12 protein-coding genes, 3 rRNA genes and 2 pseudogenes are annotated in these 22,444 nt (G+C 67.6%); 8 read left to right on the forward strand and 9 right to left on the reverse strand.

Features of this window, described 5'->3' with window-relative positions; all coding sequences use genetic code 11:
* Positions 1-79: 79 nt before the first annotated feature.
* From rrf to J2N69_RS04930, 3 genes are all read right to left on the reverse strand, one after another.
* Positions 80-196, reverse strand: a 5S ribosomal RNA gene (rrf, locus tag J2N69_RS04920).
* Between the two features lie 87 nt (positions 197-283).
* A 23S ribosomal RNA gene (locus J2N69_RS04925) occupies positions 284-3,407 on the reverse strand.
* A gap of 314 nt (positions 3,408-3,721) precedes the next feature.
* A 16S ribosomal RNA gene (locus J2N69_RS04930) occupies positions 3,722-5,247 on the reverse strand.
* Together the 16S, 23S and 5S rRNA genes form the textbook arrangement of a ribosomal RNA operon.
* A 696-nt stretch (positions 5,248-5,943) precedes the next feature.
* On the opposite strand from J2N69_RS04930, the gene J2N69_RS04935 reads away from it, so the two are divergent.
* Positions 5,944-6,393 carry a PTS sugar transporter subunit IIA gene (locus J2N69_RS04935; protein ID WP_230899645.1) on the forward strand — a complete coding sequence of 150 codons (450 nt, stop codon included), beginning with the start codon at positions 5,944-5,946 and terminating at the stop codon, positions 6,391-6,393.
* A gap of 77 nt (positions 6,394-6,470) precedes the next feature.
* On the forward strand, positions 6,471-8,141 hold the full coding sequence (gene ptsP, locus J2N69_RS04940) for a phosphoenolpyruvate--protein phosphotransferase (protein WP_230899646.1): 1,671 nt from the start codon (positions 6,471-6,473) through the stop codon (positions 8,139-8,141).
* A 63-nt stretch (positions 8,142-8,204) separates the two neighbouring features.
* On the opposite strand, the gene J2N69_RS04945 is transcribed toward ptsP, so the two are convergent.
* Both J2N69_RS04945 and J2N69_RS04950 read right to left on the reverse strand, forming a co-directional pair.
* Positions 8,205-9,101: a hypothetical protein gene (locus tag J2N69_RS04945; protein WP_230899647.1), complete on the reverse strand. Its 897-nt coding sequence runs from the start codon at positions 9,099-9,101 to the stop codon at positions 8,205-8,207.
* Positions 9,102-9,184: 83 nt separating this feature from the next.
* On the reverse strand, positions 9,185-11,179 hold the full coding sequence (locus J2N69_RS04950; RefSeq protein ID WP_230899648.1) for an acetoacetate--CoA ligase: 1,995 nt from the start codon (positions 11,177-11,179) through the stop codon (positions 9,185-9,187).
* A gap of 215 nt (positions 11,180-11,394) precedes the next feature.
* Here J2N69_RS04950 and J2N69_RS04955 point away from each other — a divergent pair, with 215 nt between their 5' ends.
* Positions 11,395-13,767, forward strand: coding sequence for a glycoside hydrolase family 31 protein (locus J2N69_RS04955; RefSeq protein WP_230899649.1), 2,373 nt, complete (start codon positions 11,395-11,397; stop codon positions 13,765-13,767).
* A gap of 518 nt (positions 13,768-14,285) precedes the next feature.
* On the opposite strand, the gene J2N69_RS04960 is transcribed toward J2N69_RS04955, so the two are convergent.
* Positions 14,286-14,819: an NUDIX domain-containing protein gene (locus J2N69_RS04960; protein WP_230899650.1), complete on the reverse strand. Its 534-nt coding sequence runs from the start codon at positions 14,817-14,819 to the stop codon at positions 14,286-14,288.
* Between the two features lie 72 nt (positions 14,820-14,891).
* Between J2N69_RS04960 and J2N69_RS04965 the strand changes: the two genes are divergently transcribed.
* The 5 genes from J2N69_RS04965 to glpK all read left to right on the forward strand — a co-directional run bounded on the left by J2N69_RS04965 (position 14,892) and on the right by glpK (position 20,268).
* Positions 14,892-15,698 carry a M15 family metallopeptidase gene (locus tag J2N69_RS04965; protein ID WP_230899651.1) on the forward strand — a complete coding sequence of 269 codons (807 nt, stop codon included), beginning with the start codon at positions 14,892-14,894 and terminating at the stop codon, positions 15,696-15,698.
* 195 nt (positions 15,699-15,893) lie between these two features.
* Positions 15,894-16,340: a Zn-ribbon domain-containing OB-fold protein gene (locus J2N69_RS04970; protein ID WP_230899652.1), complete on the forward strand. Its 447-nt coding sequence runs from the start codon at positions 15,894-15,896 to the stop codon at positions 16,338-16,340.
* On the forward strand, positions 16,337-17,527 hold the full coding sequence (locus J2N69_RS04975) for a lipid-transfer protein (RefSeq protein WP_230899653.1): 1,191 nt from the start codon (positions 16,337-16,339) through the stop codon (positions 17,525-17,527). The genes J2N69_RS04970 and J2N69_RS04975 overlap by 4 nt, the downstream gene beginning before the upstream one ends.
* A 374-nt stretch (positions 17,528-17,901) precedes the next feature.
* Positions 17,902-18,657, forward strand: coding sequence for an MIP/aquaporin family protein (locus tag J2N69_RS04980; protein ID WP_230899654.1), 756 nt, complete (start codon positions 17,902-17,904; stop codon positions 18,655-18,657).
* 90 nt (positions 18,658-18,747) lie between these two features.
* The gene (gene glpK, locus J2N69_RS04985) at positions 18,748-20,268 is read left to right on the forward strand and encodes a glycerol kinase GlpK (RefSeq protein WP_230899655.1); all 1,521 of its coding nucleotides are present in this window, start codon (positions 18,748-18,750) and stop codon (positions 20,266-20,268) included.
* A 67-nt stretch (positions 20,269-20,335) separates the two neighbouring features.
* On the opposite strand, the gene J2N69_RS04990 is transcribed toward glpK, so the two are convergent.
* The 3 genes and pseudogenes from J2N69_RS04990 to J2N69_RS05000 form a co-directional block, all read right to left on the reverse strand.
* Complete coding sequence (locus J2N69_RS04990; RefSeq protein ID WP_127911188.1) at positions 20,336-20,941, reverse strand: GTP-binding protein; 606 nt, start codon at positions 20,939-20,941, stop codon at positions 20,336-20,338.
* Positions 20,922-22,254 (reverse strand): annotated as a pseudogene (locus tag J2N69_RS04995) (hydantoinase B/oxoprolinase family protein); the annotation flags it as partial. The gene J2N69_RS04990 and the pseudogene J2N69_RS04995, both read right to left, overlap by 20 nt.
* 30 nt (positions 22,255-22,284) lie before the next feature.
* Positions 22,285-22,419, reverse strand: a pseudogene (locus tag J2N69_RS05000) (hydantoinase/oxoprolinase N-terminal domain-containing protein); the annotation flags it as partial.
* Between the last annotated feature and the right edge of the window lie 25 nt (positions 22,420-22,444).

Genomic DNA, 22,444 nt, shown 5'->3' on the forward strand with positions numbered 1-22,444 from the left:
GGGGAGGGGGTACCGCACGCACAAAACAAAAAAGCCGTGGTCCCTGGAATTGAATCCAGGGACCACGGCTATAAAAGGAGTTCGGCGGCGTCCTACTCTCCCACAGGGTCCCCCCTGCAGTACCATCGGCGCTGTGAGGCTTAGCTTCCGGGTTCGGAATGTAACCGGGCGTTTCCCTCACGCTATGACCACCGAAACACTATGAAACTGTCAACCGCACCATGCGTGACCTTGCATGGGGTTGTTCGTTGTTTCAGAACCAACACAGTGGACGCGAGCAACTGAGGACAAGCCCTCGGCCTATTAGTACCAGTCACCTCCACCCGTTACCGGGCTTCCAGATCTGGCCTATCAACCCAGTCGTCTACTGGGAGCCTTAACCCCTCAAAGGGGGTGGGAATACTCATCTCGAAGCAGGCTTCCCGCTTAGATGCTTTCAGCGGTTATCCTTTCCGAACGTAGCCAACCAGCCATGCCCTTGGCAGGACAACTGGCACACCAGAGGTTCGTCCGTCCCGGTCCTCTCGTACTAGGGACAGCCCTTCTCAATATTCCTACGCGCACAGAGGATAGGGACCGAACTGTCTCACGACGTTCTAAACCCAGCTCGCGTACCGCTTTAATGGGCGAACAGCCCAACCCTTGGGACCGACTCCAGCCCCAGGATGCGACGAGCCGACATCGAGGTGCCAAACCATCCCGTCGATATGGACTCTTGGGGAAGATCAGCCTGTTATCCCCGGGGTACCTTTTATCCGTTGAGCGACGGCGCTTCCACAAGCCACCGCCGGATCACTAGTCCCGACTTTCGTCCCTGCTCGACCCGTCGGTCTCACAGTCAAGCTCCCTTGTGCACTTACACTCAACACCTGATTACCAACCAGGCTGAGGGAACCTTTGGGCGCCTCCGTTACTCTTTGGGAGGCAACCGCCCCAGTTAAACTACCCATCAGACACTGTCCCTGATCCGGATCACGGACCGAGGTTAGACATCCAGCACGACCAGAGTGGTATTTCAACGGCGACTCCACACACACTGGCGTGCATGCTTCACAGTCTCCCACCTATCCTACACAAGCCGAACCGAACACCAATATCAAACTGTAGTAAAGGTCCCGGGGTCTTTCCGTCCTTCTGCGCGAAACGAGCATCTTTACTCGTAGTGCAATTTCACCGGGCCTATGGTTGAGACAGTCGAGAAGTCGTTACGCCATTCGTGCAGGTCGGAACTTACCCGACAAGGAATTTCGCTACCTTAGGATGGTTATAGTTACCACCGCCGTTTACTGGCGCTTAAGTTCTCAGCTTCGCACACCCGAAAGTGCACTAACCGGTCCCCTTAACGTTCCAGCACCGGGCAGGCGTCAGTCCGTATACATCGCCTTACGGCTTCGCACGGACCTGTGTTTTTAGTAAACAGTCGCTTCTCGCTGGTCTCTGCGGCCACCCCCAGCTCAGACAGTAAATGTCATCACCGGTGATGGCCCCCCTTCTCCCGAAGTTACGGGGGCATTTTGCCGAGTTCCTTAACCATAGTTCACCCGAACGCCTCGGTATTCTCTACCTGACCACCTGAGTCGGTTTAGGGTACGGGCCGCCATGAAACTCGCTAGAGGCTTTTCTCGACAGCATAGGATCATCCACTTCACCACAATCGGCTCGGCATCAGGTCTCAGCCTTATGTGCGACGGATTTACCTACCGCACGGCCTACACCCTTACCCCGGGACAACCACCGCCCGGGCTGGACTACCTTCCTGCGTCACCCCATCACTCACCTACTACAAGTCTGGTCCGTCGGCTCCACCACTCCCCTCAACTCCGAAGAGATCGGGGCGGCTTCACGGACTTAGCATCGCCTGATTCGATGTTTGACGCTTCACAGCGGGTACCGGAATATCAACCGGTTATCCATCGACTACGCCTGTCGGCCTCGCCTTAGGTCCCGACTTACCCTGGGCAGATCAGCTTGACCCAGGAACCCTTAGTCAATCGGCGCACACGTTTCTCACGTATGTATCGCTACTCATGCCTGCATTCTCACTCGTGAACCGTCCACCACTGCCTTCCGGCGCAGCTTCACCCGGCACACGACGCTCCCCTACCCATCCACACAGGCGTTGGCCCTATTGTGTGAATGACACGACTTCGGCGGTACGCTTGAGCCCCGCTACATTGTCGGCGCGGAATCACTAGACCAGTGAGCTATTACGCACTCTTTCAAGGGTGGCTGCTTCTAAGCCAACCTCCTGGTTGTCTGTGCGACTCCACATCCTTTCCCACTTAGCGTACGCTTAGGGGCCTTAGTCGATGCTCTGGGCTGTTTCCCTCTCGACCATGGAGCTTATCCCCCACAGTCTCACTGCCGCGCTCTCACTTACCGGCATTCGGAGTTTGGCTAAGGTCAGTAACCCGGTAGGGCCCATCGCCTATCCAGTGCTCTACCTCCGGCAAGAAACACACGACGCTGCACCTAAATGCATTTCGGGGAGAACCAGCTATCACGGAGTTTGATTGGCCTTTCACCCCTAACCACAGGTCATCCCCCAGGTTTTCAACCCTGGTGGGTTCGGTCCTCCACGACCTCTTACAGCCGCTTCAACCTGCCCATGGCTAGATCACTCCGCTTCGGGTCTTGAGCGCGCTACTATATCGCCCTATTCGGACTCGCTTTCGCTACGGCTTCCCCACACGGGTTAACCTCGCAACACACCGCAAACTCGCAGGCTCATTCTTCAAAAGGCACGCAGTCACGAGACACCAAGCAAGCTTGATGTCCGACGCTCCCACGGCTTGTAGGCACACGGTTTCAGGTACTATTTCACTCCGCTCCCGCGGTACTTTTCACCATTCCCTCACGGTACTATCCGCTATCGGTCACCAGGGAATATTTAGGCTTAACGGGTGGTCCCGCCAGATTCACACGGGATTTCTCGGGCCCCGTGCTACTTGGGTGTCTCTCAAACGAGCCGCTGATGTTTCGACTACGGGGGTCTTACCCTCTACGCCGGACCTTTCGCATGTCCTTCGCCTACATCAACGGTTTCTGACTCGTCTCACAGCCGGCAGACTGTGAAAGAGAGATCCCACAACCCCGTATACGCAACCCCTGCCGGGTCTCACACGTATACGGTTTGGCCTCATCCGGTTTCGCTCGCCACTACTCCCGGAATCACGGTTGTTTTCTCTTCCTGCGGGTACTGAGATGTTTCACTTCCCCGCGTTCCCTCCACACTGCCTATGTGTTCAGCAGCGGGTGACAGCCCATGACGACTGCCGGGTTTCCCCATTCGGAAACCCCCGGATCAAAGCCTGGTTGACGACTCCCCGGGGACTATCGTGGCCTCCCACGTCCTTCATCGGTTCCTGGTGCCAAGGCATCCACCGTGCGCCCTTAAAAACTTGGCCACAGATGCTCGCGTCCACTGTGCAGTTCTCAAACAACGACCAACCACCCATCACAGCCCGCCGAAACGAACCTTCACTGGGGTCGGCATTGAGGTCGGGAACAAGTCCGTACCCTCAGATACCCAACAGCGTGCCCGACCAGTCTTCGTCCGGAGATCGTGCTTTCCACGCTCTTACGAGCAGTACTTGCAGCCTCCGGCCCGTGAACCGGCCGAGTAGTCAACGTTCCACCCATGAGCAACCAGCATCAGACATTCGCCGATGTACTGGCCTCTGACCTCACCCCGAAGGGATCAGTGAGAAGTGCTCCTTAGAAAGGAGGTGATCCAGCCGCACCTTCCGGTACGGCTACCTTGTTACGACTTCGTCCCAATCGCCAGTCCCACCTTCGACAGCTCCCTCCCACAAGGGGTTGGGCCACCGGCTTCGGGTGTTACCGACTTTCGTGACGTGACGGGCGGTGTGTACAAGGCCCGGGAACGTATTCACCGCAGCAATGCTGATCTGCGATTACTAGCGACTCCGACTTCATGGGGTCGAGTTGCAGACCCCAATCCGAACTGAGACCGGCTTTTTGAGATTCGCTCCACCTCGCGGTATCGCAGCTCATTGTACCGGCCATTGTAGCACGTGTGCAGCCCAAGACATAAGGGGCATGATGACTTGACGTCGTCCCCACCTTCCTCCGAGTTGACCCCGGCGGTCTCCCGTGAGTCCCCAACACCCCGAAGGGCTTGCTGGCAACACGGGACAAGGGTTGCGCTCGTTGCGGGACTTAACCCAACATCTCACGACACGAGCTGACGACAGCCATGCACCACCTGTACACCGACCACAAGGGGGGCACCATCTCTGATGCTTTCCGGTGTATGTCAAGCCTTGGTAAGGTTCTTCGCGTTGCGTCGAATTAAGCCACATGCTCCGCCGCTTGTGCGGGCCCCCGTCAATTCCTTTGAGTTTTAGCCTTGCGGCCGTACTCCCCAGGCGGGGAACTTAATGCGTTAGCTGCGGCACGGACGACGTGGAATGTCGCCCACACCTAGTTCCCACCGTTTACGGCGTGGACTACCAGGGTATCTAATCCTGTTCGCTCCCCACGCTTTCGCTCCTCAGCGTCAGTATCGGCCCAGAGATCCGCCTTCGCCACCGGTGTTCCTCCTGATATCTGCGCATTTCACCGCTACACCAGGAATTCCGATCTCCCCTACCGAACTCTAGCCTGCCCGTATCGACTGCAGACCCGGGGTTAAGCCCCGGGCTTTCACAACCGACGTGACAAGCCGCCTACGAGCTCTTTACGCCCAATAATTCCGGACAACGCTTGCGCCCTACGTATTACCGCGGCTGCTGGCACGTAGTTAGCCGGCGCTTCTTCTGCAGGTACCGTCACTTTCGCTTCTTCCCTGCTGAAAGAGGTTTACAACCCGAAGGCCGTCATCCCTCACGCGGCGTCGCTGCATCAGGCTTTCGCCCATTGTGCAATATTCCCCACTGCTGCCTCCCGTAGGAGTCTGGGCCGTGTCTCAGTCCCAGTGTGGCCGGTCGCCCTCTCAGGCCGGCTACCCGTCGTCGCCTTGGTGAGCTTCTACCTCACCAACAAGCTGATAGGCCGCGGGCTCATCCTGCACCGCCGGAGCTTTTAACCCACTCAGATGCCTGAGCGGGTGTTATCCGGTATTAGACCCCGTTTCCAGGGCTTGTCCCAGAGTGCAGGGCAGATTGCCCACGTGTTACTCACCCGTTCGCCACTAATCCCCACCGAAGTGGTTCATCGTTCGACTTGCATGTGTTAAGCACGCCGCCAGCGTTCGTCCTGAGCCAGGATCAAACTCTCCGTGAATGTTTTCCCGTAATCGGGATGAACACCACGAGAGCGGAACCAAGGAGAGGAATAATCTCCCGGTTCACAGCGTCCTCGCTGTGTCGCCTGCACGAACATATGCCGTACAGGACTTTTTCAAAGGAACCTCAACCCGATCGGAACCGATCAGGTCGGGGTATCAACATATCTGGCGTTGACTTTTGGCACGCTGTTGAGTTCTCAAGGAACGGACGCTTCCTTTGTACTCACCCTCTCGGGCTTTCCTCCGGGCGCTTCCCTTCGGTGTTTCTTTTGTTCTTGCGTTTCCGACTCTATCAGACTCTTTCGTGTCCGATTTCCTCGGCGCCTTTCCGGTTCCCGCTCCGTCCTTTCGGCTTTCGCGTTTCCCTTTCCGGCGGCTCCGACTTTATCAGGTCTTTTTCGACTCCCTGACCACGGTCACCGCAGTACATGCGGAACCACACTCAAGGATAAGATCTGACGTGGGGATGTCGCCGAGCCTGGACGCTTCCGCGTCCCGTTGGCCTCAGGCAGAGTCCGACTCTACATCGCCTCCCCGGCAGGCGCAAATCGTCCGTGCTGCGCTCCTACGTCCGTCAACCGGGATCTCTCGTACGGAACCGGGACTTCCTATGACTTACGCTTCTGAGCAGCGCGTCGTCCAGGACAGGTAGCGACGGCGGCCACCAATCTCCACCCCCTGGGAGGCATGCAATGACCAGTGTTTCGTCCCCGCTTGCTGGACGCGCCATTGGGCTCTCCGCAGTACCGGACCCCGTCTTCTCAGGCGCCATGGTCGGCCCTGGTACGGCCATCGATCCCGTGCGCGAGGCCTCCGTGGCCGTCTCTCCCGTGGACGGCATCGTCGTCTCCCTTCACCCTCACGCGTATGTGGTGGTCGACGATCAGGGTCACGGCGTCCTGACACACCTCGGCATCGACACCGTCCAGCTGAACGGCGAGGGCTTCGAGCTTCTCGTCAACAAGGGGGACACCGTGCAGCGCGGCCAGGCCGTGGTGCGCTGGGACCCGGCCGCCGTCGAGGCCGCCGGCAAGTCTCCCGTATGCCCGGTCGTGGCTCTTGAGGCGACGGCCGAGTCCCTCTCCGAGCTGATCGAGGACGGCGACGTGAAGGCCGGCGACGCGCTCTTCAGCTGGAAGTGACGTCATCGCCGTCGCTGACGGCAGGCAGGACAACCACCGCGGCGGGCGAGCCCGCCGCACTACCGGAGACGGGTGAGATGGAGACAACGCTGCGAGGCGTCGGTGTGAGCCACGGTGTGGCGATCGGCGAGGTTCGGCACATGGGTACGGCGGTTCTCGAGCCGCCGGCGAAGCAGATTCCCGCGGAGGAGGCGGAGCGCGAACAGGGGCGTGCTCGCCAGGCCGTGGAAGCTGTGGCGGCCGACCTGAATGCACGCGGCAACCTGGCCGGTGGCGAGGCTCAGGCGGTGCTCGAGGCGCAGGCCATGATCGCCCAGGACCCGGAGCTCATGTCCGACGTCGACCGGCGCATCACCGTCGGCAGCACGGCCGAGCGCGCCGTCTACGACGCTTTCTCGCACTACCGCGAGCTGCTCGCCGGTGCCGGTGAGTACATGGCCGGCCGGGTGGCGGACCTGGACGACGTGCGGAACCGCATCGTCGCCCGGCTGCTGGGCGTCCCGATGCCGGGTGTCCCGGACAGCGACGAGCCGTACGTACTGATCGCACGGGACCTGGCGCCCGCGGACACCGCGCTCCTCGACCCGGCTCTGGTGCTGGGCTTCGTGACGGAGGAGGGCGGGCCCACCAGCCACAGCGCGATCCTCGCGCGAGCGCTCGGTGTCCCGGCCGTCGTCGCGCTGCCGGGCGCCGGCGAACTCGCCGAGGGCACCGTCGTGGCCGTCGACGGCAGCACCGGTGAGATCTTCGTGGACCCGAGCATGGAGAAGCGGGAGCAGCTGGAGGCCGCCGCTGCCGCGCGCAAGGCCGCGCTGGCGGCGTCGACCGGTCCCGGTGCGACGTCCGACGGGCACAAGGTCCCGCTCCTTGCCAATGTCGGCGGTCCCGCCGATGTGCCAGCCGCTGTCGAGGCCGGAGCGGAGGGTGTCGGTCTCTTCCGTACCGAGTTCCTCTTCCTGGATGACAGCACCAAGGCGCCGTCGGAGGAGAAGCAGGTCGAGGCGTACCGCAAGGTGCTGGAGGCTTTCCCTGAGGGTCGTGTGGTCGTACGGGTGCTGGATGCCGGTGCGGACAAGCCGCTGGACTTCCTGACGCCGGCCGACGAGCCGAACCCGGCGCTGGGCGTGCGGGGGCTGCGGTCGCTGCTGGACCACCCGGAGGTGCTCCGGACACAGCTGACCGCGCTGGCCAAGGCCGCTGAGGGGCTGCCGGTCTACCTCGAGGTCATGGCTCCCATGGTCGCGGACCGTACCGACGCCAAGGCGTTCGCGGACGCGTGCCGTGAGGCCGGGCTTCGGGCCAAGTTCGGTGCGATGGTCGAGATCCCGTCGGCGGCACTGCGGGCGCGCTCGATCCTTCAGGAGGTCGAGTTCCTTTCGCTGGGGACCAATGACCTCGCGCAGTACGCGTTCGCCGCCGACCGGCAGGTGGGTGCGGTGTCCCGGCTCCAGGACCCGTGGCAGCCCGCGCTGCTCGACCTGGTGTCGCTGTCCGCCGAGGCGGCGCGGGCCGAGGGCAAGAGCTGTGGCGTGTGCGGTGAGGCCGCGTCCGACCCGCTGCTCGCCTGTGTGCTGACCGGTCTGGGTGTCACCTCCCTGTCGATGGGTGCGGCGTCGATTCCTTACGTGCGGGCGACGCTCGGCAAGTACACGCTGGCGCAGTGCGAGCGCGCGGCGGCCGCGGCTCGTGCCGCGGACACCGCCGAGGAGGCCCGGCAGGCCGCCCAGGCGGTGCTGTCCGGCGAGTAGCCGTACGGTCGTTCGTTGTTCCGAGGGGCGTCCCACCGATGTGGTGGGGCGCCCCTCGGGCGTTCAGTGGAGGTGGCCCCTTCCCGGTTCGTCGTCTTCGAGGTCGGGCGCCGCGCAGTAGTCGACGCCGGATTCGGGGGCGACGAGCTCTCCGGAGATGGCGTCGGTGCAGTACGCGTCGAAGACCTCGGCGGCGGTGAGGGGATGGAGTCGGCCGCCGTTCATGCGCCAGCCCTGGACGCGGTCGCGGGTGCCTTCGGCGGTGCAACGCAGCACCATGCCGGCGGCGCGGTGGGTGGCGATGCCGACCGCGAGGATCGTGGCGAACTCCAGGGCTTCCGTCTCGTCGAGTTCGGCGGAGCCGTCCTCGTCGATCTCGACGTGCAGGGCGGCCAGGAGTGTCTCGGCTTCGCAGGGCACGCTGCACACCAGGTGCCGCGCGCCTGGGCCCGATGTGTCGAGGGCCCGGGTGATCAGTTGCGAGGCCCGGGCGAAGGCGGCCCGTCCGATGTCCTCTCCGCAGGTCGCGCAGGGGCCGGTGCGGGCGAGCACCGCCGTCGCGTACTCCCAGGTGGCCTGGCGGACCGCCTCGTCGACGAGCTCGGGGAGGAGGTCGGCGAGGGGCTGGCCTTCATAGGGCACGGTGGGGCCGCCCGATGCCAGTGCGGCGGTGAAGCGGCCGCGGCTGCCGGGGGCGTCGGGGTCGAGGCCAGTGTCGGCGCAGTACTCCGCGTACTCCTCGGGGTCGAAGAGGGCGACGGTGGTGTGCCTGCCCTGGGACGCGAGGGTCTTGAGCAGGGCTTCGACCTGTTGGAGGTAGGTCGCGTGGTCGTCGAAGGTGAAGGTGTGGTAGCGACGCATCGCCGCGAAGTCCTCCTCATCGGCCAAGAGGCCGATGGTTCCGGCGACTTCGCGGCGTAGAGCACGTCGCATCGTGTCGTGTCGGGTGGTGTGCGCCATGATTCCCCCTGCGCTCGGCGATCAATGCTCACTCAGAGTAACCATGGGCACTGACAATCGGTGCTGAGCTGCGGGGATGGCGGTCAGGCGCGCTTGTCGGCCAGGCCCTCGTAGAAGCGGAGGAGGTCGAGGTCGTCGACCGAGCCGGGGTTGACCGCCTTGTTCAGCGGGGTGCCTTGCAGGAGGCGTTTGACCGGGACCTCGATGCGCTTGCCGGTGAGGGTGTGCGGGATGCCGGGGACCTCGATGACCTCGTCGGGGACGTGGCGCGGAGAGAGCCGCTCGCGGATGGTCCGCTTGATGCGGTCGCGCAGGGCGTCGTCGAGGGTCGCGCCGGGGGCGAGGTGGACGAAGAGCGGCATCCAGTAGCCGCCGTCGGGCTGTTCGACGCCGATGACGAGGGACTCGCGGATCTCGGGGAGGCGCTCGACGGCTTCGTAGATGTCGGCGGAGCCCATGCGGACGCCCTGGCGGTTGAGCGTGGAGTCGGAGCGGCCGTGGATGATCACGGAGCCGCGGGAGGTGACGGTGATCCAGTCGCCGTGGCGCCAGACGCCGGGGTAGGTGTCGAAGTAGCTGTCGTGGTAGCGGGTGCCGTCCGGGTCGTTCCAGAAGTGGATGGGCATGGACGGCATGGGGTTGGTGACGACCAGTTCGCCGACCTCGTCGATGAGCGGTTTGCCCTGGGGGTCCCAGGACTGGAGGTCGGTGCCCAGGCAGGGGGCCTGGAGTTCGCCGATGTGGACGGGGAGGGTGGGGACGGCGCCCGCGAAGCAGGAGCAGACGTCCGTGCCCCCGCTGACCGAGGCCGTCCACAGGCCGCCCGGGGTGTCCGAGGTGCCGGCGAACTCGTCGTGCAGCCAGCGGAAACCGTCGGGGGGCAGCGGGGAGCCGGTCGTCGCGACGCACTTGATGCGGGAGAGGTCGAAGTTGCGGGCCGGGTGGACGTCGGCCTTGCGGCAGGCCATGACGTACGCGGCGGAGGTGCCGTAGAGGGTGGCTCCGGTGCGTTCGGCGATGCGCCACTGGGCGCCGGTGTCGGGGTAGCCGGGGCTGCCGTCGTACAGGACGATCGTGGTGCCCGTCAGGAGGCCGGAGACGAGGAAGTTCCACATCATCCAGCCGGTCGAGGTGTACCAGAAGAAGCGGTCGTCGGGGCCGAGGTCGCAGTGCAGGCCGAGTTGCTTGAGGTGTTCGACGAGGATGCCGCCCTGGGACTGGACGATGGCCTTGGGCAGGCCGGTGGTGCCGGAGGAGTACAGCACCCACAGGGGGTGGTCGAAGGGCACCGCTTCGAAGGCGGGCGCCACGTCGGCCGAGGTGAGGGCCGACCACTCCAGGGCGCCTTCGGGGGCGTCGGTGCCGAGCAGCGGGATGTGGACGACCGCGCGGAGGCCGGGCAGTTCGGAGCGCAGCTCGGCCACGGTTTCGCGGCGGTCGTGTTCCTTGCCGCCGTAGCGGTAGCCGTCGACGGTGAACAGGACGACGGGTTCGACCTGCTGGAAGCGGTCCAGGACGCTGCGGGCGCCGAAGTCGGGGGCGCAGGAGGTCCAGACGGCTCCGACGGCGGCGGTGGCCAGGAGGGCGACGACGGCTTCGGGAATGTTCGGCAGGTAGCCGCTGACGCGGTCTCCTGGGCGTACGCCGAGTGCGCGCAGTTCCGCGCTCAGGGAGCCGACCTGGCGGCGCAGTTCGGCCCAGGTGACGGGCCGCGGGTCGTGGGTCTCGTCGACGTGGAGGAGGGCGGGGGTGTCCGCGCGCGCGGGGTCGTCGGCCGCGCGCAGGGCGTGTTCCGCGTAGTTGAGGGTCGCGCCGGGGAACCACTGGGCCCCCGGCATCGAGCGGTCGCCGAGCACGCGCGCGTAGGGCGTGGAGAACTTGACGTCGAACCAGTCGGTGACGGCCTTCCAGAACGTCTCCAGTTCGGTGACCGACCAGTGGTGCAGTGCTTCGTAGCCCCCCTCGGCCGGTGCGCCGTGGTGCTCGGCGGCCCAGGTCTGGAATCGGGTGACCTGCGCTTCGGCGATCCTCGCCGGGCTCGGCTGCCAGAGTGGCACAGGGTTCGCTGAGGACGTCATGGGGCGGCTCCCGGACTGTACGCGTCGTATGCGTGTGGGGTGCGCACGTGCTGGGTGTGCGCGTGAACACGGCTGAAAAGGACGATGCCACGTGATCGACTTCCGCACCAGAGTGTGACCCGCCCGGTCGGCCTGCGGGTCAGGTGCCATCCCCCCAGGTGAACGGCAGTTGAACGAACCACACATGCGGCGTTTTCGGTGGCAGGGTGAGCAGCATGAACGGTCGTGACCTGGTGCGTTCGGTGAAGGCGGTCGGCATGGTCGGCACGGCGCAGGGGCTGCGCACGGTGCGCGCCTCATGGCGCAGGTGGCGGGCGGACGCGACAGGGCTGGCACCGCGGCGCACCGAGCGCGCGCGGGTGCCGGGTCCCGTGACGGAGGTGGAGCCCGGTCCCGGTGGGGGTGTGGTGCGGTTCGCGCGGTCCGAGCTGCGGGTGCGGGTGACCACCGGTGGGGCGGTCTTCTGGGGGTGGGACGGCGCGGAGCCGGAGCCGTCGTACGCGCTGGCGTGCGGGAGTCCCGAGCCGGACCCGCGGGCGGTCCTGGAACCCGACAAGGAGGGCGGCTGGCGGGTGGTGTCGGAGCGCGCCACGGTGGTGGTGTCCCGCCAAGGGGCCGTGGAGTTGCGCACGCCCGGTGGCGCATTGCTGCGGCGTGATCTGCCGCCGCGCTGGTGGGAGCCGGCCGAGGGGGGTACGGCACGGTGGGTGCAGCGGTCGCAGGTGCCGGCGGACGCGCGGTTCTTCGGGCTCGGGGGCCGGTCCGGCGGGCCGCGGTTGCGGAACGGGACGTACCGGCTGTGGAACACCGATCCGGGCGGCTCCTTCGGGCCTGGGGACGATCCGTTGTACATCACCATGCCGGTGCAGATGGTGGTGGCGGACGCCGGTACGCATCTGGTCTTCCACGACAACACGTGGGAGGGCGAGGTCCTGGTCCGGGAGGGCGAGGAGGGGGCGGGGTCGGGTCACGACCGGGGCGGTTCGTGCGAGGTGCGGATGGACGGCGGGCCGTTGCGGTGCTGGGTGATGACCGGCACTCCCGCGCGCGTGCTGCACAGTTGGGCGTCGCTCACGGGCCCCCCGGCGCTGCCTCCCACGTGGGCTCTGGGGCACCATCACGCGCGGTGGGGGTTCGGCAGCGAGGAGGAGGTCCGGCGGATCGTCGCGGGCTATCAGGAGCACGGGCTGCCGCTGGACGCCGTCCATCTGGACATCGACCACTACGCAGCGCATCAGGTGTTCACGGTCGACAAGGAGCGCTTCCCCAAGTTGCCGCAGTTGGCGGGCGAGTTGCGCAGGAGCGGGGTCCGGCTCGTCTCGATCGTCGATCCGGCGGTGAAGGCCGAGCCGGGAGTCGAGGCGTACGACCGCGGGGTGGCGGCCGATGCCTTCGTACGGGACGCGGCGGGGCGGCTGGTGCGCGGTGTCGTGTGGCCCGGTGAGGCGGTGTACCCCGACTTCACCGACCCGCGCGCGCGGAAGTGGTGGGGCCGTCTCTATGAGGAGCGGCTCGGCCAGGGGTTCGCGGGGTTCTGGCACGACATGAACGAGCCGGTGTCCTTCGCCGCGTTCGGCGAGACGACGCTGCCCCGCTCCGCGCGGCACTGCCTGGAGGGGCGTGGCGGCGACCACCGGGAGGCCCACAACGTGTACGGGCTGGCGATGGCCCGCGCGGGGTACGAGGGGCTGCGGGAGCTGCTTCCCGAGGAGCGGCCCTTCTTGTTCTCGCGTTCCGGGTGGGCGGGGATGCAGCGCTACGGAGGGACGTGGTCCGGCGATGTGTCCACGGGCTGGCCGGGGCTGAAGGCGTCGCTGTCGTTGGTCCTGGGGCTCGGGTTGTGCGGTGTGCCGTACTCGGGTCCGGATGTGGGCGGGTTCGACGGCAGCCCCTCTCCGGAGCTGTATCTACGGTGGTTCCAACTCGGGGCGTATCTGCCGCTGTTCCGTACGCACGCGGCGATCACAGCGGGGCGGCGTGAGCCGTGGGAGTTCGGCGAGGAGGTGCTCGGCCACGCGCGCGTGGCGCTCGTCGAGCGGAGGCGGCTGCTGCCGTATTTCGTGACGCTCGCCCATCTGGCCCGGCTCACGGGAGCGCCGTATGTGCGGCCCTTGTGGTGGGGCTGTCCTGAGGACAGGGCGCTGCGGGACTGCGAGGACGCGTTCTTGCTGGGGGACTCCTTGTTGGTGGCACCGGTTCTGGAGAGTGGCGCTCGGGCGCGGACGGTGCGGCTGCCACCGGGGCGGTGGTACGACACGGTGACCGGCAAGGCGTACGAAGGGCCGGGGCGGGCGCTGGTGGACGCTCCGCTGTCGCGGGTTCCGGTGCTGGCGCGCGCGGGCACGGTGCTGCCCGTGCGCGGGCGTGACGGCGGTCTTGAGTTGGAGGTGTGGGCGCCTGCCAAGGGGCGCACCGGCGGGGGTCTGGTGATCGCCGATGTTGGTGACGGGTGGCAGAGGGCAGAGATCGAGCGGTACACGACGCGGTGGAGTGGGAGGCGTGTCGTGGTGGAGAGGGAGGACGGTGGCGGTGAGGGCGGGGGCGGCGTGCCGGTGCGGCCGGTGCGGGTGCGGGGACTTGTGGGGTGAGGGCTGGGGGTGAGGCTTGATGGGTTAGGGCCTGGCGGGCGAGGCCTTCGGTGGGCCAGGCTTTCGGTGGGCGAGGTCTGGTGGGCCAGCTGACCAGCTACCACCCGGCGGGCCCGTGCCCGTCGCATGGGCTCCGCCAGCCGGCGGCCACCTGCCAGTGGGCTGACCCCTGCCACTCGGCGGGACCCTCCCGACCGGCTGGCCCCTGCCAGTAGGGCTGCCCTGCTGCTCCTCGGCAGGCCCCTGCCGGTCAGCCGGCCCCTGTTCTCCGTACGGCTGGACCGCTGGCCTCTGGCGTCTGGCGGTCGGAGTCCACCGTCCCGCGCCCGCCCCGGGTGCCCGGGGCCCCGTACCGCTGCCCCGGCGCTTCCCAGGCGCCCCATACCACCGGCCCGGTGCCTCCCCAGGCCCCTTACCGCCGCCCCGGCGCCTCCAGCCTCCCTACCACTTGCCGGCCCACGCCGTTCCGGCCCCGGCCAAGTCCCGTCCGCCGGTCGCGCGGGGCCGTGGGCGGCGCGTCAGATGTAGCGGCCCTCGAACCACGCGCGTGCCGCCAGGGTGTGGAGTGGGAAGGCGAGTTCTTCGGGCTGGCGCAGGACGTGCCAGCCGTCGGTCTCGTCCGTCGGTGTGGAGGTCGGCAGGTCGGCGGCCGGGCGTTCGGGGAGGAGGCCGAAGAGCAGGAGGTATCCGTCGGGGGCGCTCATGGCGTCGATGAGGCGGACGTCGCGGCTCTGCACCGCGATGCCGGTCTCCTCCTTGAGTTCGCGTACGACCGCGTGCCGCCAGTCCTCCCTGTCGTCGATGAAGCCGCCGGGCAGGGCGATTCCTCCGCGTGCGGGAGCGATGGTGCGCGTGACGACGACCAGGCCGGTGCCCTGTGTGTCGTACACGGGCTGGAGGGCCACCGCTACGGGGAGCGGGTTGCGGTAGGCGACGGCTCCGCAGGCGGCGCAGGTGCGGGACCGGCCCGAGGGCTGGTCTCCGTAGGGCGCTCCGCAGCTCGAACAGTGGGAGCCCGGGGCGGAGTTGGCGGGGTGTGGGGATTCGGACACGCCGCGGACTGTATCCGATCACCCTGGCGTCGGTCTTCCCTGGTCGGCAGTGACCCTGATAGATGCAGGGGCATGACAGCATTTGCCCCTGTTCTGCGGAAACTCGTGGTCTCGACCGCCGCCCTGCTGGCTGTGGCGGCCACCCCCTCGCCCGCGCACGCGAAACCCGAGCCGAAGGCTCCCGCGGAGTTCGTGGCGCTGCGGGACATCGACCCGACCATCATCCAGGAGATGCGCTACTTCACCCCCCACAACTTCGTGGGTGAGCCCATCGACGGTTACAAGAAGCCGATGTGCATCCTCACCGAGCCCGCGGCGAAGGCGCTGCACAAGGCGCAGCGCTCGCTGCTGCGCAAGGGCTACTCCTTGAAGGTGTACGACTGCTACCGGCCGCAGCGGGCCGTGGACCACTTCGTGCGGTGGGCGGAGGATTTGAGCGACGAGCGCATGAAGGGCGAGTTCTATCCCCGTGTCGACAAGTCGCGGTTGTTCGCGGACGGTTACATCGCGGAGAAGTCCGGGCACAGCCGCGGCTCGACGGTGGACCTGACCGTCGTGAGGCTTCCGGCGGCGCCGACCCGCCCCTATGTGCCCGGGGAGCCGCTGGCGCCCTGCTACGGCCCTCGGAGCGAGCGTTTCCCGGACAGCTCCGTGGACATGGGGACGGGCTTCGACTGCTTCGACACGCTGTCGCACACGGACGATCCCCGCGTCACGAAGCGGCAGCGGGCCCATCGCGATCTCCTGAGGAGCACGCTGGCCAGGGAGGGTTTCGTCAACCTGCCGGAGGAGTGGTGGCACTTCACCCATAAGCCCGAGCTGTTCCCGGACACCTACTTCGACTTCCCCGTGTCAAGAAGGTCGCTGGGCGGGCGCTGACGGCGCCGCGGCCGACGAACCGGCGCACATGGAGAGGGTGACCGGGACCACCCCCGTGCGTCCCGGTCACCGCCCTCGGACTCCGTAGTCTCCGGCTTTCGCTCCCCCTGACGAAATCCGGTTGCCCGTGGCACACTTCTGACACATCGTCAGGTGCGGCGGGAGGCGGCGCCGCCACAGCGCCATGGAGGAGCCTTGTCGCGTACGCGCACACCCGTAGTGGCCGACTGGTTCGCCGGCGAGGGGGAGAACTTCCGCCTCCTGGGGACGCGTTGCTCGGCCTGCGCCGCCGTCTTCTTCCCGCGCGAGGACGGATTCTGCCGCAATCCCGGCTGCGCGGGCGGGGAGCTGGTGGAGGTGCCGCTGTCGCGGCGCGGGCGCGTGTGGTCGTACACCGACGGTCGTTACCGGCCTCCCGCACCCTATGTCTCCGACCCGGAACTCCCGTGGCAGCCCTACACGTTGATCGCTGTGGAACTGGCCGCCGAGCGCATGGTGGTGCTCGGGCAGGCGGTTCCCGGTGTCTCCGTCGCCGATCTGGAGGTCGGCATGGAGGTGGAGGTCGTCCCCGGGGTGCTCAATGAGGACGACGAGACGACGTGGACGACGTGGCACTGGCGGCCCGTGGAGGTGAGCGCATGACCGGCGAGGTGGCGGTGCTCGGCGCGGGCATGCACCCCTGGGGCAAGTGGGGGCGCGGCTTCGTCGAGTACGGAGTGGCGGCGGCCCGCGCGGCGCTGGCGGACGCGGGGGTCGACTGGCGGGACGTCGGCTCGATCATCGGTGCGGACACGGTCCGGGGCGGTTATCCGGGGTACGTCGCCGGGGCCACCTTCGCCAAGGCGCTCGGCTGGCAGGGGGCGCGGGTCACGAGCGTGTACGCGGCGTGCGCGTCCGGCGCCCAGGCGATCGGCACCGCGCGCACGCAGATCCTCGCGGGCCTGGCGGACGTGGTCCTGGTGGTCGGTGCCGACGCGGCCCCCAAGGGGTTCTTCCGGCCGGCCGGCGGCGACCGACCCGACGATCCCGACTGGCTGCGGTTCCGGGTCCTCGGCGCGACCAACCCCGCGTACTTCGGGCTCTGGGCGCGCCGCAGAATGGCCGTGCACGGCGACACCCTGGAGGACTTCGCCCAGGTCAAGGTGAAGAACGCGGCTGCGGGCGCCCTCAACGCGGACGCCCGCTACCGCAAGGCCGTCACGGCCGAGGAGGTCGCCGCCTCGGCCGTCGTCGCCGACCCGCTGCGGCTGCTCGACATCTGCGCCACTTCGGACGGCGCCGCGGCCCTCGTCCTCTCCAGCATGGAGTTCGCCCGGCGGCACGGAGCGTCCGACCCGGTGCGCATCCGCGCGGTGTCCACGGTCACGCCGAGATATCCGACCACCGTGCTGGACCTGCCGGACATCGCCACGGACTCCGCGGCGGCCGTCACCCCCGCCGAGGAGACGTTCCGCGCCTCCATCGCGCGAGCGGCGTACGAAGAGGCGGGCATCGGCCCCGAGGACATATCCCTGGCGGAGGTGTACGACCTCTCCACCGCTCTCGAACTGCAGTGGTATGAGGATTTGGGGCTCTGCGCCGAGGGTGAAGGGGCCAAGCTGCTGCGTGACGGGGCGACCTCCGCGGGCGGACGGGTGCCGGTGAACACCAGTGGCGGCCTCGCGTCCTTCGGAGAGGCGGTGCCCGCCCAGGCCATCGCTCAAGTATGCGAGGTGACCTGGCAGTTGAGAGGGGCGGCCGGAGCGCGGCAGGTGGCGGGCGCGCGGGTGGGGGTCACCGCGAACCAGGGCCTGTTCGGCCACGGCTCCTCCGTGGTCGCCGTACGCTGACGCACGCGGCGGCACTCTCCGGGCAGCGCTCCGGGGGAAGGCGCGGCACCGGTTAACCGTTGCCGTCCGCGACCTTGACGCTCCATCACCACCGGTGAACACTTCCGGTGTCAGTCGGCGTCGCCGCACCCCGGCTCCCCGGCGCTCAGAGCCTCTGTGCGCGCGAAGGGTCTGCGTGAAGGGCCTGGTCACCAGGTCATCCCCCATGGGCGATACGACTGCGACGGCACGCTCGCCACGGACGCCGGGCGGAGCGCGGAACACTCCCCGCCTCCGGCTGCGTCAGCCGGGCGTATCCAGGCAGTAGTCGTGGGAAACGCACCCTGCACGGAGGACCGGGGCGCACCGCCCCGGGCGAGGGCCTAGGAGCCGCCATGTACGCGAACGGGGACATCTTCGTCGGTGAGGTCATCGGCACCGCGATCCTGATTCTGCTCGGCGCCGGCGTGTGCGCCGCCGTCACGCTCAGCCACTCGAAGGCGAAGGCCTCGGGGTGGGTCGTCATCGCCTTCGGCTGGGGCTTCGGGGTGCTCGCGGGCGCCTACACCGCGGGGCCGCTCTCCGGCGGGCACCTCAACCCCGCCGTCACGCTCGGCATCGCCATCGACACCGGAAAGTGGGACAAGGTCTGGGTCTACGTACTCGGGCAGTTGGTCGGCGCGATGCTCGGCGCCGTCCTCGCGTACCTGGTCTACCTCGCCCAGTTCAACGCCAATGTCACGCGGAGCGTGAAGGACGCGGTGACCGGGGGCCACGAGCCGACCCCGACGCTCGGGATCTTCTCCACCATCCCGGAGATCCGCAATACGGTCGCCAACCTCGTCACGGAGGTCATCGCGACCGTCGCGCTGGTGCTGCCGATCCTCGCCTTCGGCCTCACCAAAGGCCTCGGCGAGTCCGGCACCCAGACGCTGATCGTCGCCTTCCTCGTCGTCGGCATCGGTCTCTCGCTCGGCGGCCCCACGGGCTATGCCATCAATCCGGCGCGTGACCTCGGTCCGCGCGTCGTGCACACCTTCCTGCCGATCCCCAACAAGGGCACCTCCGACTGGAGCTACGCCTGGGTCCCGGTGGCCGGGCCGTTGATCGGCGGAGCCCTCGCGGGCCTCATCTACAACGCGGCCTTCTGACGCAGCGCTGTCTGCTGAGCGCAGCCTGCCGAGCGCCGCCTTCCAGCGCAGCCTGCCGAGTCCTCTCACCGAGTTCATCAAGGGGTAGCCATGCCGGACAGCTCCGAGAAGTTCGTCGCCGCCATCGATCAGGGCACCACCTCGAGCCGCTGCATCATCTTCGACCGGGACGGCGCGATCGTCGCCGTGGACCAGCGCGAGCACCGCCAGATCTTCCCCAAGCTCGGCTGGGTGGAGCACGACGCCACCGAGATCTGGTCCAAGGTGCAGGCGGTGGTCGCGGGGGCGATCGCCAAGGCCGGGCTCCGCGCCGACCAGGTGAGCGCCCTCGGCATCACCAACCAGCGCGAGACGACGGTCCTGTGGGACCGCGCGACGGGCAAGCCCGTGCACAACGCGATCGTGTGGCAGGACACGCGTACATCCGGGCTCTGCAGTGAACTGGGCGGCACGGACGGCCAGGACCGCTTCCGCGAGCGGACGGGCCTGCCGCTCGCGAGCTACTTCTCCGGGCCGAAGGCCGCCTGGCTGCTAGACAACGTGCCGGGGCTCAGGGCGCGCGCCGAGCGGGGCGAGATCGCCTTCGGGACCATCGACTCCTGGCTGATCTGGAACCTCACGGGCGGCACCGACGGCGGCAAGCACGTCACCGACGTCACCAACGCGGGCCGCACCATGCTGATGAACCTCCAGACGCTCCAGTGGGACCAGTCGATCCTGTCGGCGATGAACGTCCCCGAGGTGATCCTTCCGGAGATCAGGTCGTCGTCCGAGGTGTACGGCACAGCCGTGGGGCAGCTCTCCGGCGTGCCCGTCGCCTCCGCGCTCGGTGACCAGCAGGCGGCCGTGTTCGGGCAGGCCTGCTACGACACGGGGACGGCCAAGAACACGTACGGCACGGGCAGCTTCCTGCTGCTCAACACCGGGAACCGGCCCGTCCCCTCGAAGAGCGGGCTGCTCACGACCATGGGGTACAAGATCGGCTCCGAGGCGCCGGTGTACTGCCTGGAGGGGTCCATCGCGATCACCGGCGCCCTGGTGCAGTGGTTCCGCGACCAGCTCGGCATCATCCGCAGCGCGGACGAGATCGAGAGCCTCGCGGCGAGCGTGGACGACAACGGCGGCGCGTACATCGTGCCGGCCTTCTCCGGCCTCTACGCGCCGTACTGGCGTTCGGACGCACGCGGCGTCGTCACCGGGCTCACCCGGTACGTCACCAAGGCGCACCTCGCGCGCGCGGTCCTGGAGGCCACCAGCTGGCAGACCCGCGAGGTCGTGGACGCCATGTACCAGGACTCCGGGGTGCGGATCACCACCCTGAAGGTGGACGGCGGCATGACCAAGAACAACCTGCTGATGCAGCACCAGGCGGATGTCCTCGGGGTGCCGGTGATCCGCCCCATGGTCTCCGAGACGACCTGCCTGGGAGCGGCGTACGCGGCCGGGCTCGCGACCGGCGTCTGGAACGACCTCGACGAGCTGAAGGCGCACTGGCAACAGGACGTCGAGTGGTCGCCGCGGATGGACGCGGCCACGCGGGACAAGGAGTTCCACAACTGGCACAAGGCGGTGGAACGGAGCTTCGGCTGGCTGGAGGACGGCGAGAGCTGAGCCGAGCACAGCTGCGGCCCGTACCCCGGTCGGCGGGGGTACGGGCCGCGCTCCCGGCACGAGGCCGTCACGTGGTCGCGGGCTCCCTGGCGGCAGCGGCGGCCGCCATCGCGTGTTCGACGACGCGGATGAGGACCTCCTTGACGGTCTCGCGGTCGCGCGCGTCGCACAGCACGACGGGCACCGTCTCGTCGAGGTCCAGCGCCTGGCGGACGGTCTCGGCGGGATAACGGGTGGCGCCCTCGAAGCAGTTGACGCCGACGACGAAGGGGATGGAGCGCCGTTCGAAGTAGTCGACGGCGGCGAAGCAGTCCTCCAGGCGGCGGGTGTCGGCGAGGACCACGGCGCCGAGCGCCCCGGTCGCCAGCTCGTCCCAGAGGAACCAGAAGCGGTCCTGCCCGGGCGTACCGAAGAGGTACAGGACGAGGTCCTCGCGCAGGGTGATGCGGCCGAAGTCCATGGCCACCGTGGTGGTGTGCTTGCCCGCGACGCCGCTCGTGTCGTCGATGGGCCGGCCGGCCTCGCTGAGGGTCTCCTCGGTGCGCAGCGGTTTGATCTCGCTGACGGCGCCGACGAGGGTGGTCTTGCCGACGCCGAAGCCTCCCGCCACCAGGATCTTCAGCGTGACCGGCTCGACGGGGGCCTTGCCGCGTTCAGAACGCCTGAAGATCATCGCTCACTTCTCCTGGATCGGTGCCCGCAGGGGCACCTGTTTCGATACCTGTGTCGGTGGTGTCGCGCGGGGCCGGTCCGTATCCGCCGCCGCCGGGGGTTTCGATCACGAGTACGTCACCGGGGCCCAGCTCGGCCGAGCCGCTGCCGCCGAGTTCCTGGACGGTGCCGTCCGCGCGCTCCACGCTGCCCGCACCGAGCGCGGCCGGGGCACCGCTCGCCATGCCGTACGGCGGGACCTTGCGGTGCTGGGCCAGGGTCGACACCGTCGTCGGCTCGCGGAAGCGGATGCGGCGCACTCCCGTCACCGCCGCGCCACCTCCCTGCGCCGCCGCTGCCTCGCCGTACGGCGAACTCCTCCAGGAGGACCGGCAGCCGCCACTCCAGGACCTCGGGGTTGGCGTAGAGCGCGCCGGTGATCGCCTGTGAGGTCTCCACGTTCCCGGCGACGACCGCCGCGGGCGGCTCGGGCGCGAGCAGGGAGCCGGGCGGGACGATGATGCGCAGAGGGCGCAGACAACCGTCGTTGAGCGGGATGTCGTCGTCGACGAGGGTGCGGAAGACGTACAGGACCGCCGCGTTGACCACCGCGAAGGGGGCGTAGAAGTCCGTGGCGAGCTGTGGGGACGTACCGGTGAAGTCGACGGTCGCTGAGCGTGCGGCGCCGTCCACGGTGACGCGGACGTCGATGACCGCCCCCGAGTCGGTTTGATAAGTGAACTCGCCGTCTTCGAGGACGTCGATGACGCGGCGCACTGATTCCTCCGCGTTGTCCTGGACGTGCTTCATGTATGCCTGGACGACATCGAGGCCGAAGTTGTCGATCATCCGGGCGGCTTCGTCGTCGCCCTTCTGGTTGGCGGCGATCTGGGCGCGCAGGTCGGCGAGGTTGGTGTCCGGGTTGCGGGAGGGGTAGGGGGCGTCGGTGAGCAGGCGCCGGGTCTCGGCCTCGCGGAAACGGCCCTCTTCCACGAGGAGCCAGTTGTCGAAGAGGATGCCCTCTTCGTCGATGGTGCGGCTGTTCGCGGGCATGGAGCCGGGGGCGATGCCGCCGATCTCGGCGTGGTGGCCGCGCGAGGCCACGTGGAAGAGGATGCGCTCCCCTGGAGTGCCCTGCTCCCCCGGCCGGTCGAAGACGGGCGTGATGACCGTGACGTCGGGCAGGTGCGTGCCGCCGTGGTACGGGTCGTTGACGGCGTAGGTGTCACCGGGGCGCATGGCGTCGCCGCGGCGTGCGATGACCTCCTTCACGCTGGTGCCCATCGAGCCGAGGTGCACGGGGATGCGTGGGGCGTTGGCGACGGTGGTGCCGTCGCTCGCGCGGGCCAGGAGGTCGCGGATGCCCGTGACGGCCGCGTCGCGGTAGCGGGTGGGGTTGTCGGAGGGGAGCTTGTGGGTGAGCAGGCGGCCGTCGGGGCGGCGCGCGACGATGTCGGTGAAAGTGCCGCCCCTGTCGACCCGGAACTGCCAGCCAGTCACGTTCTCACTCCCGCTTCCGCGCTGT

Origin of the sequence: Streptomyces huasconensis, from assembly GCF_021028635.1 — a bacterium.
Taxonomy (GTDB): domain Bacteria; phylum Actinomycetota; class Actinomycetes; order Streptomycetales; family Streptomycetaceae; genus Streptomyces; species Streptomyces huasconensis.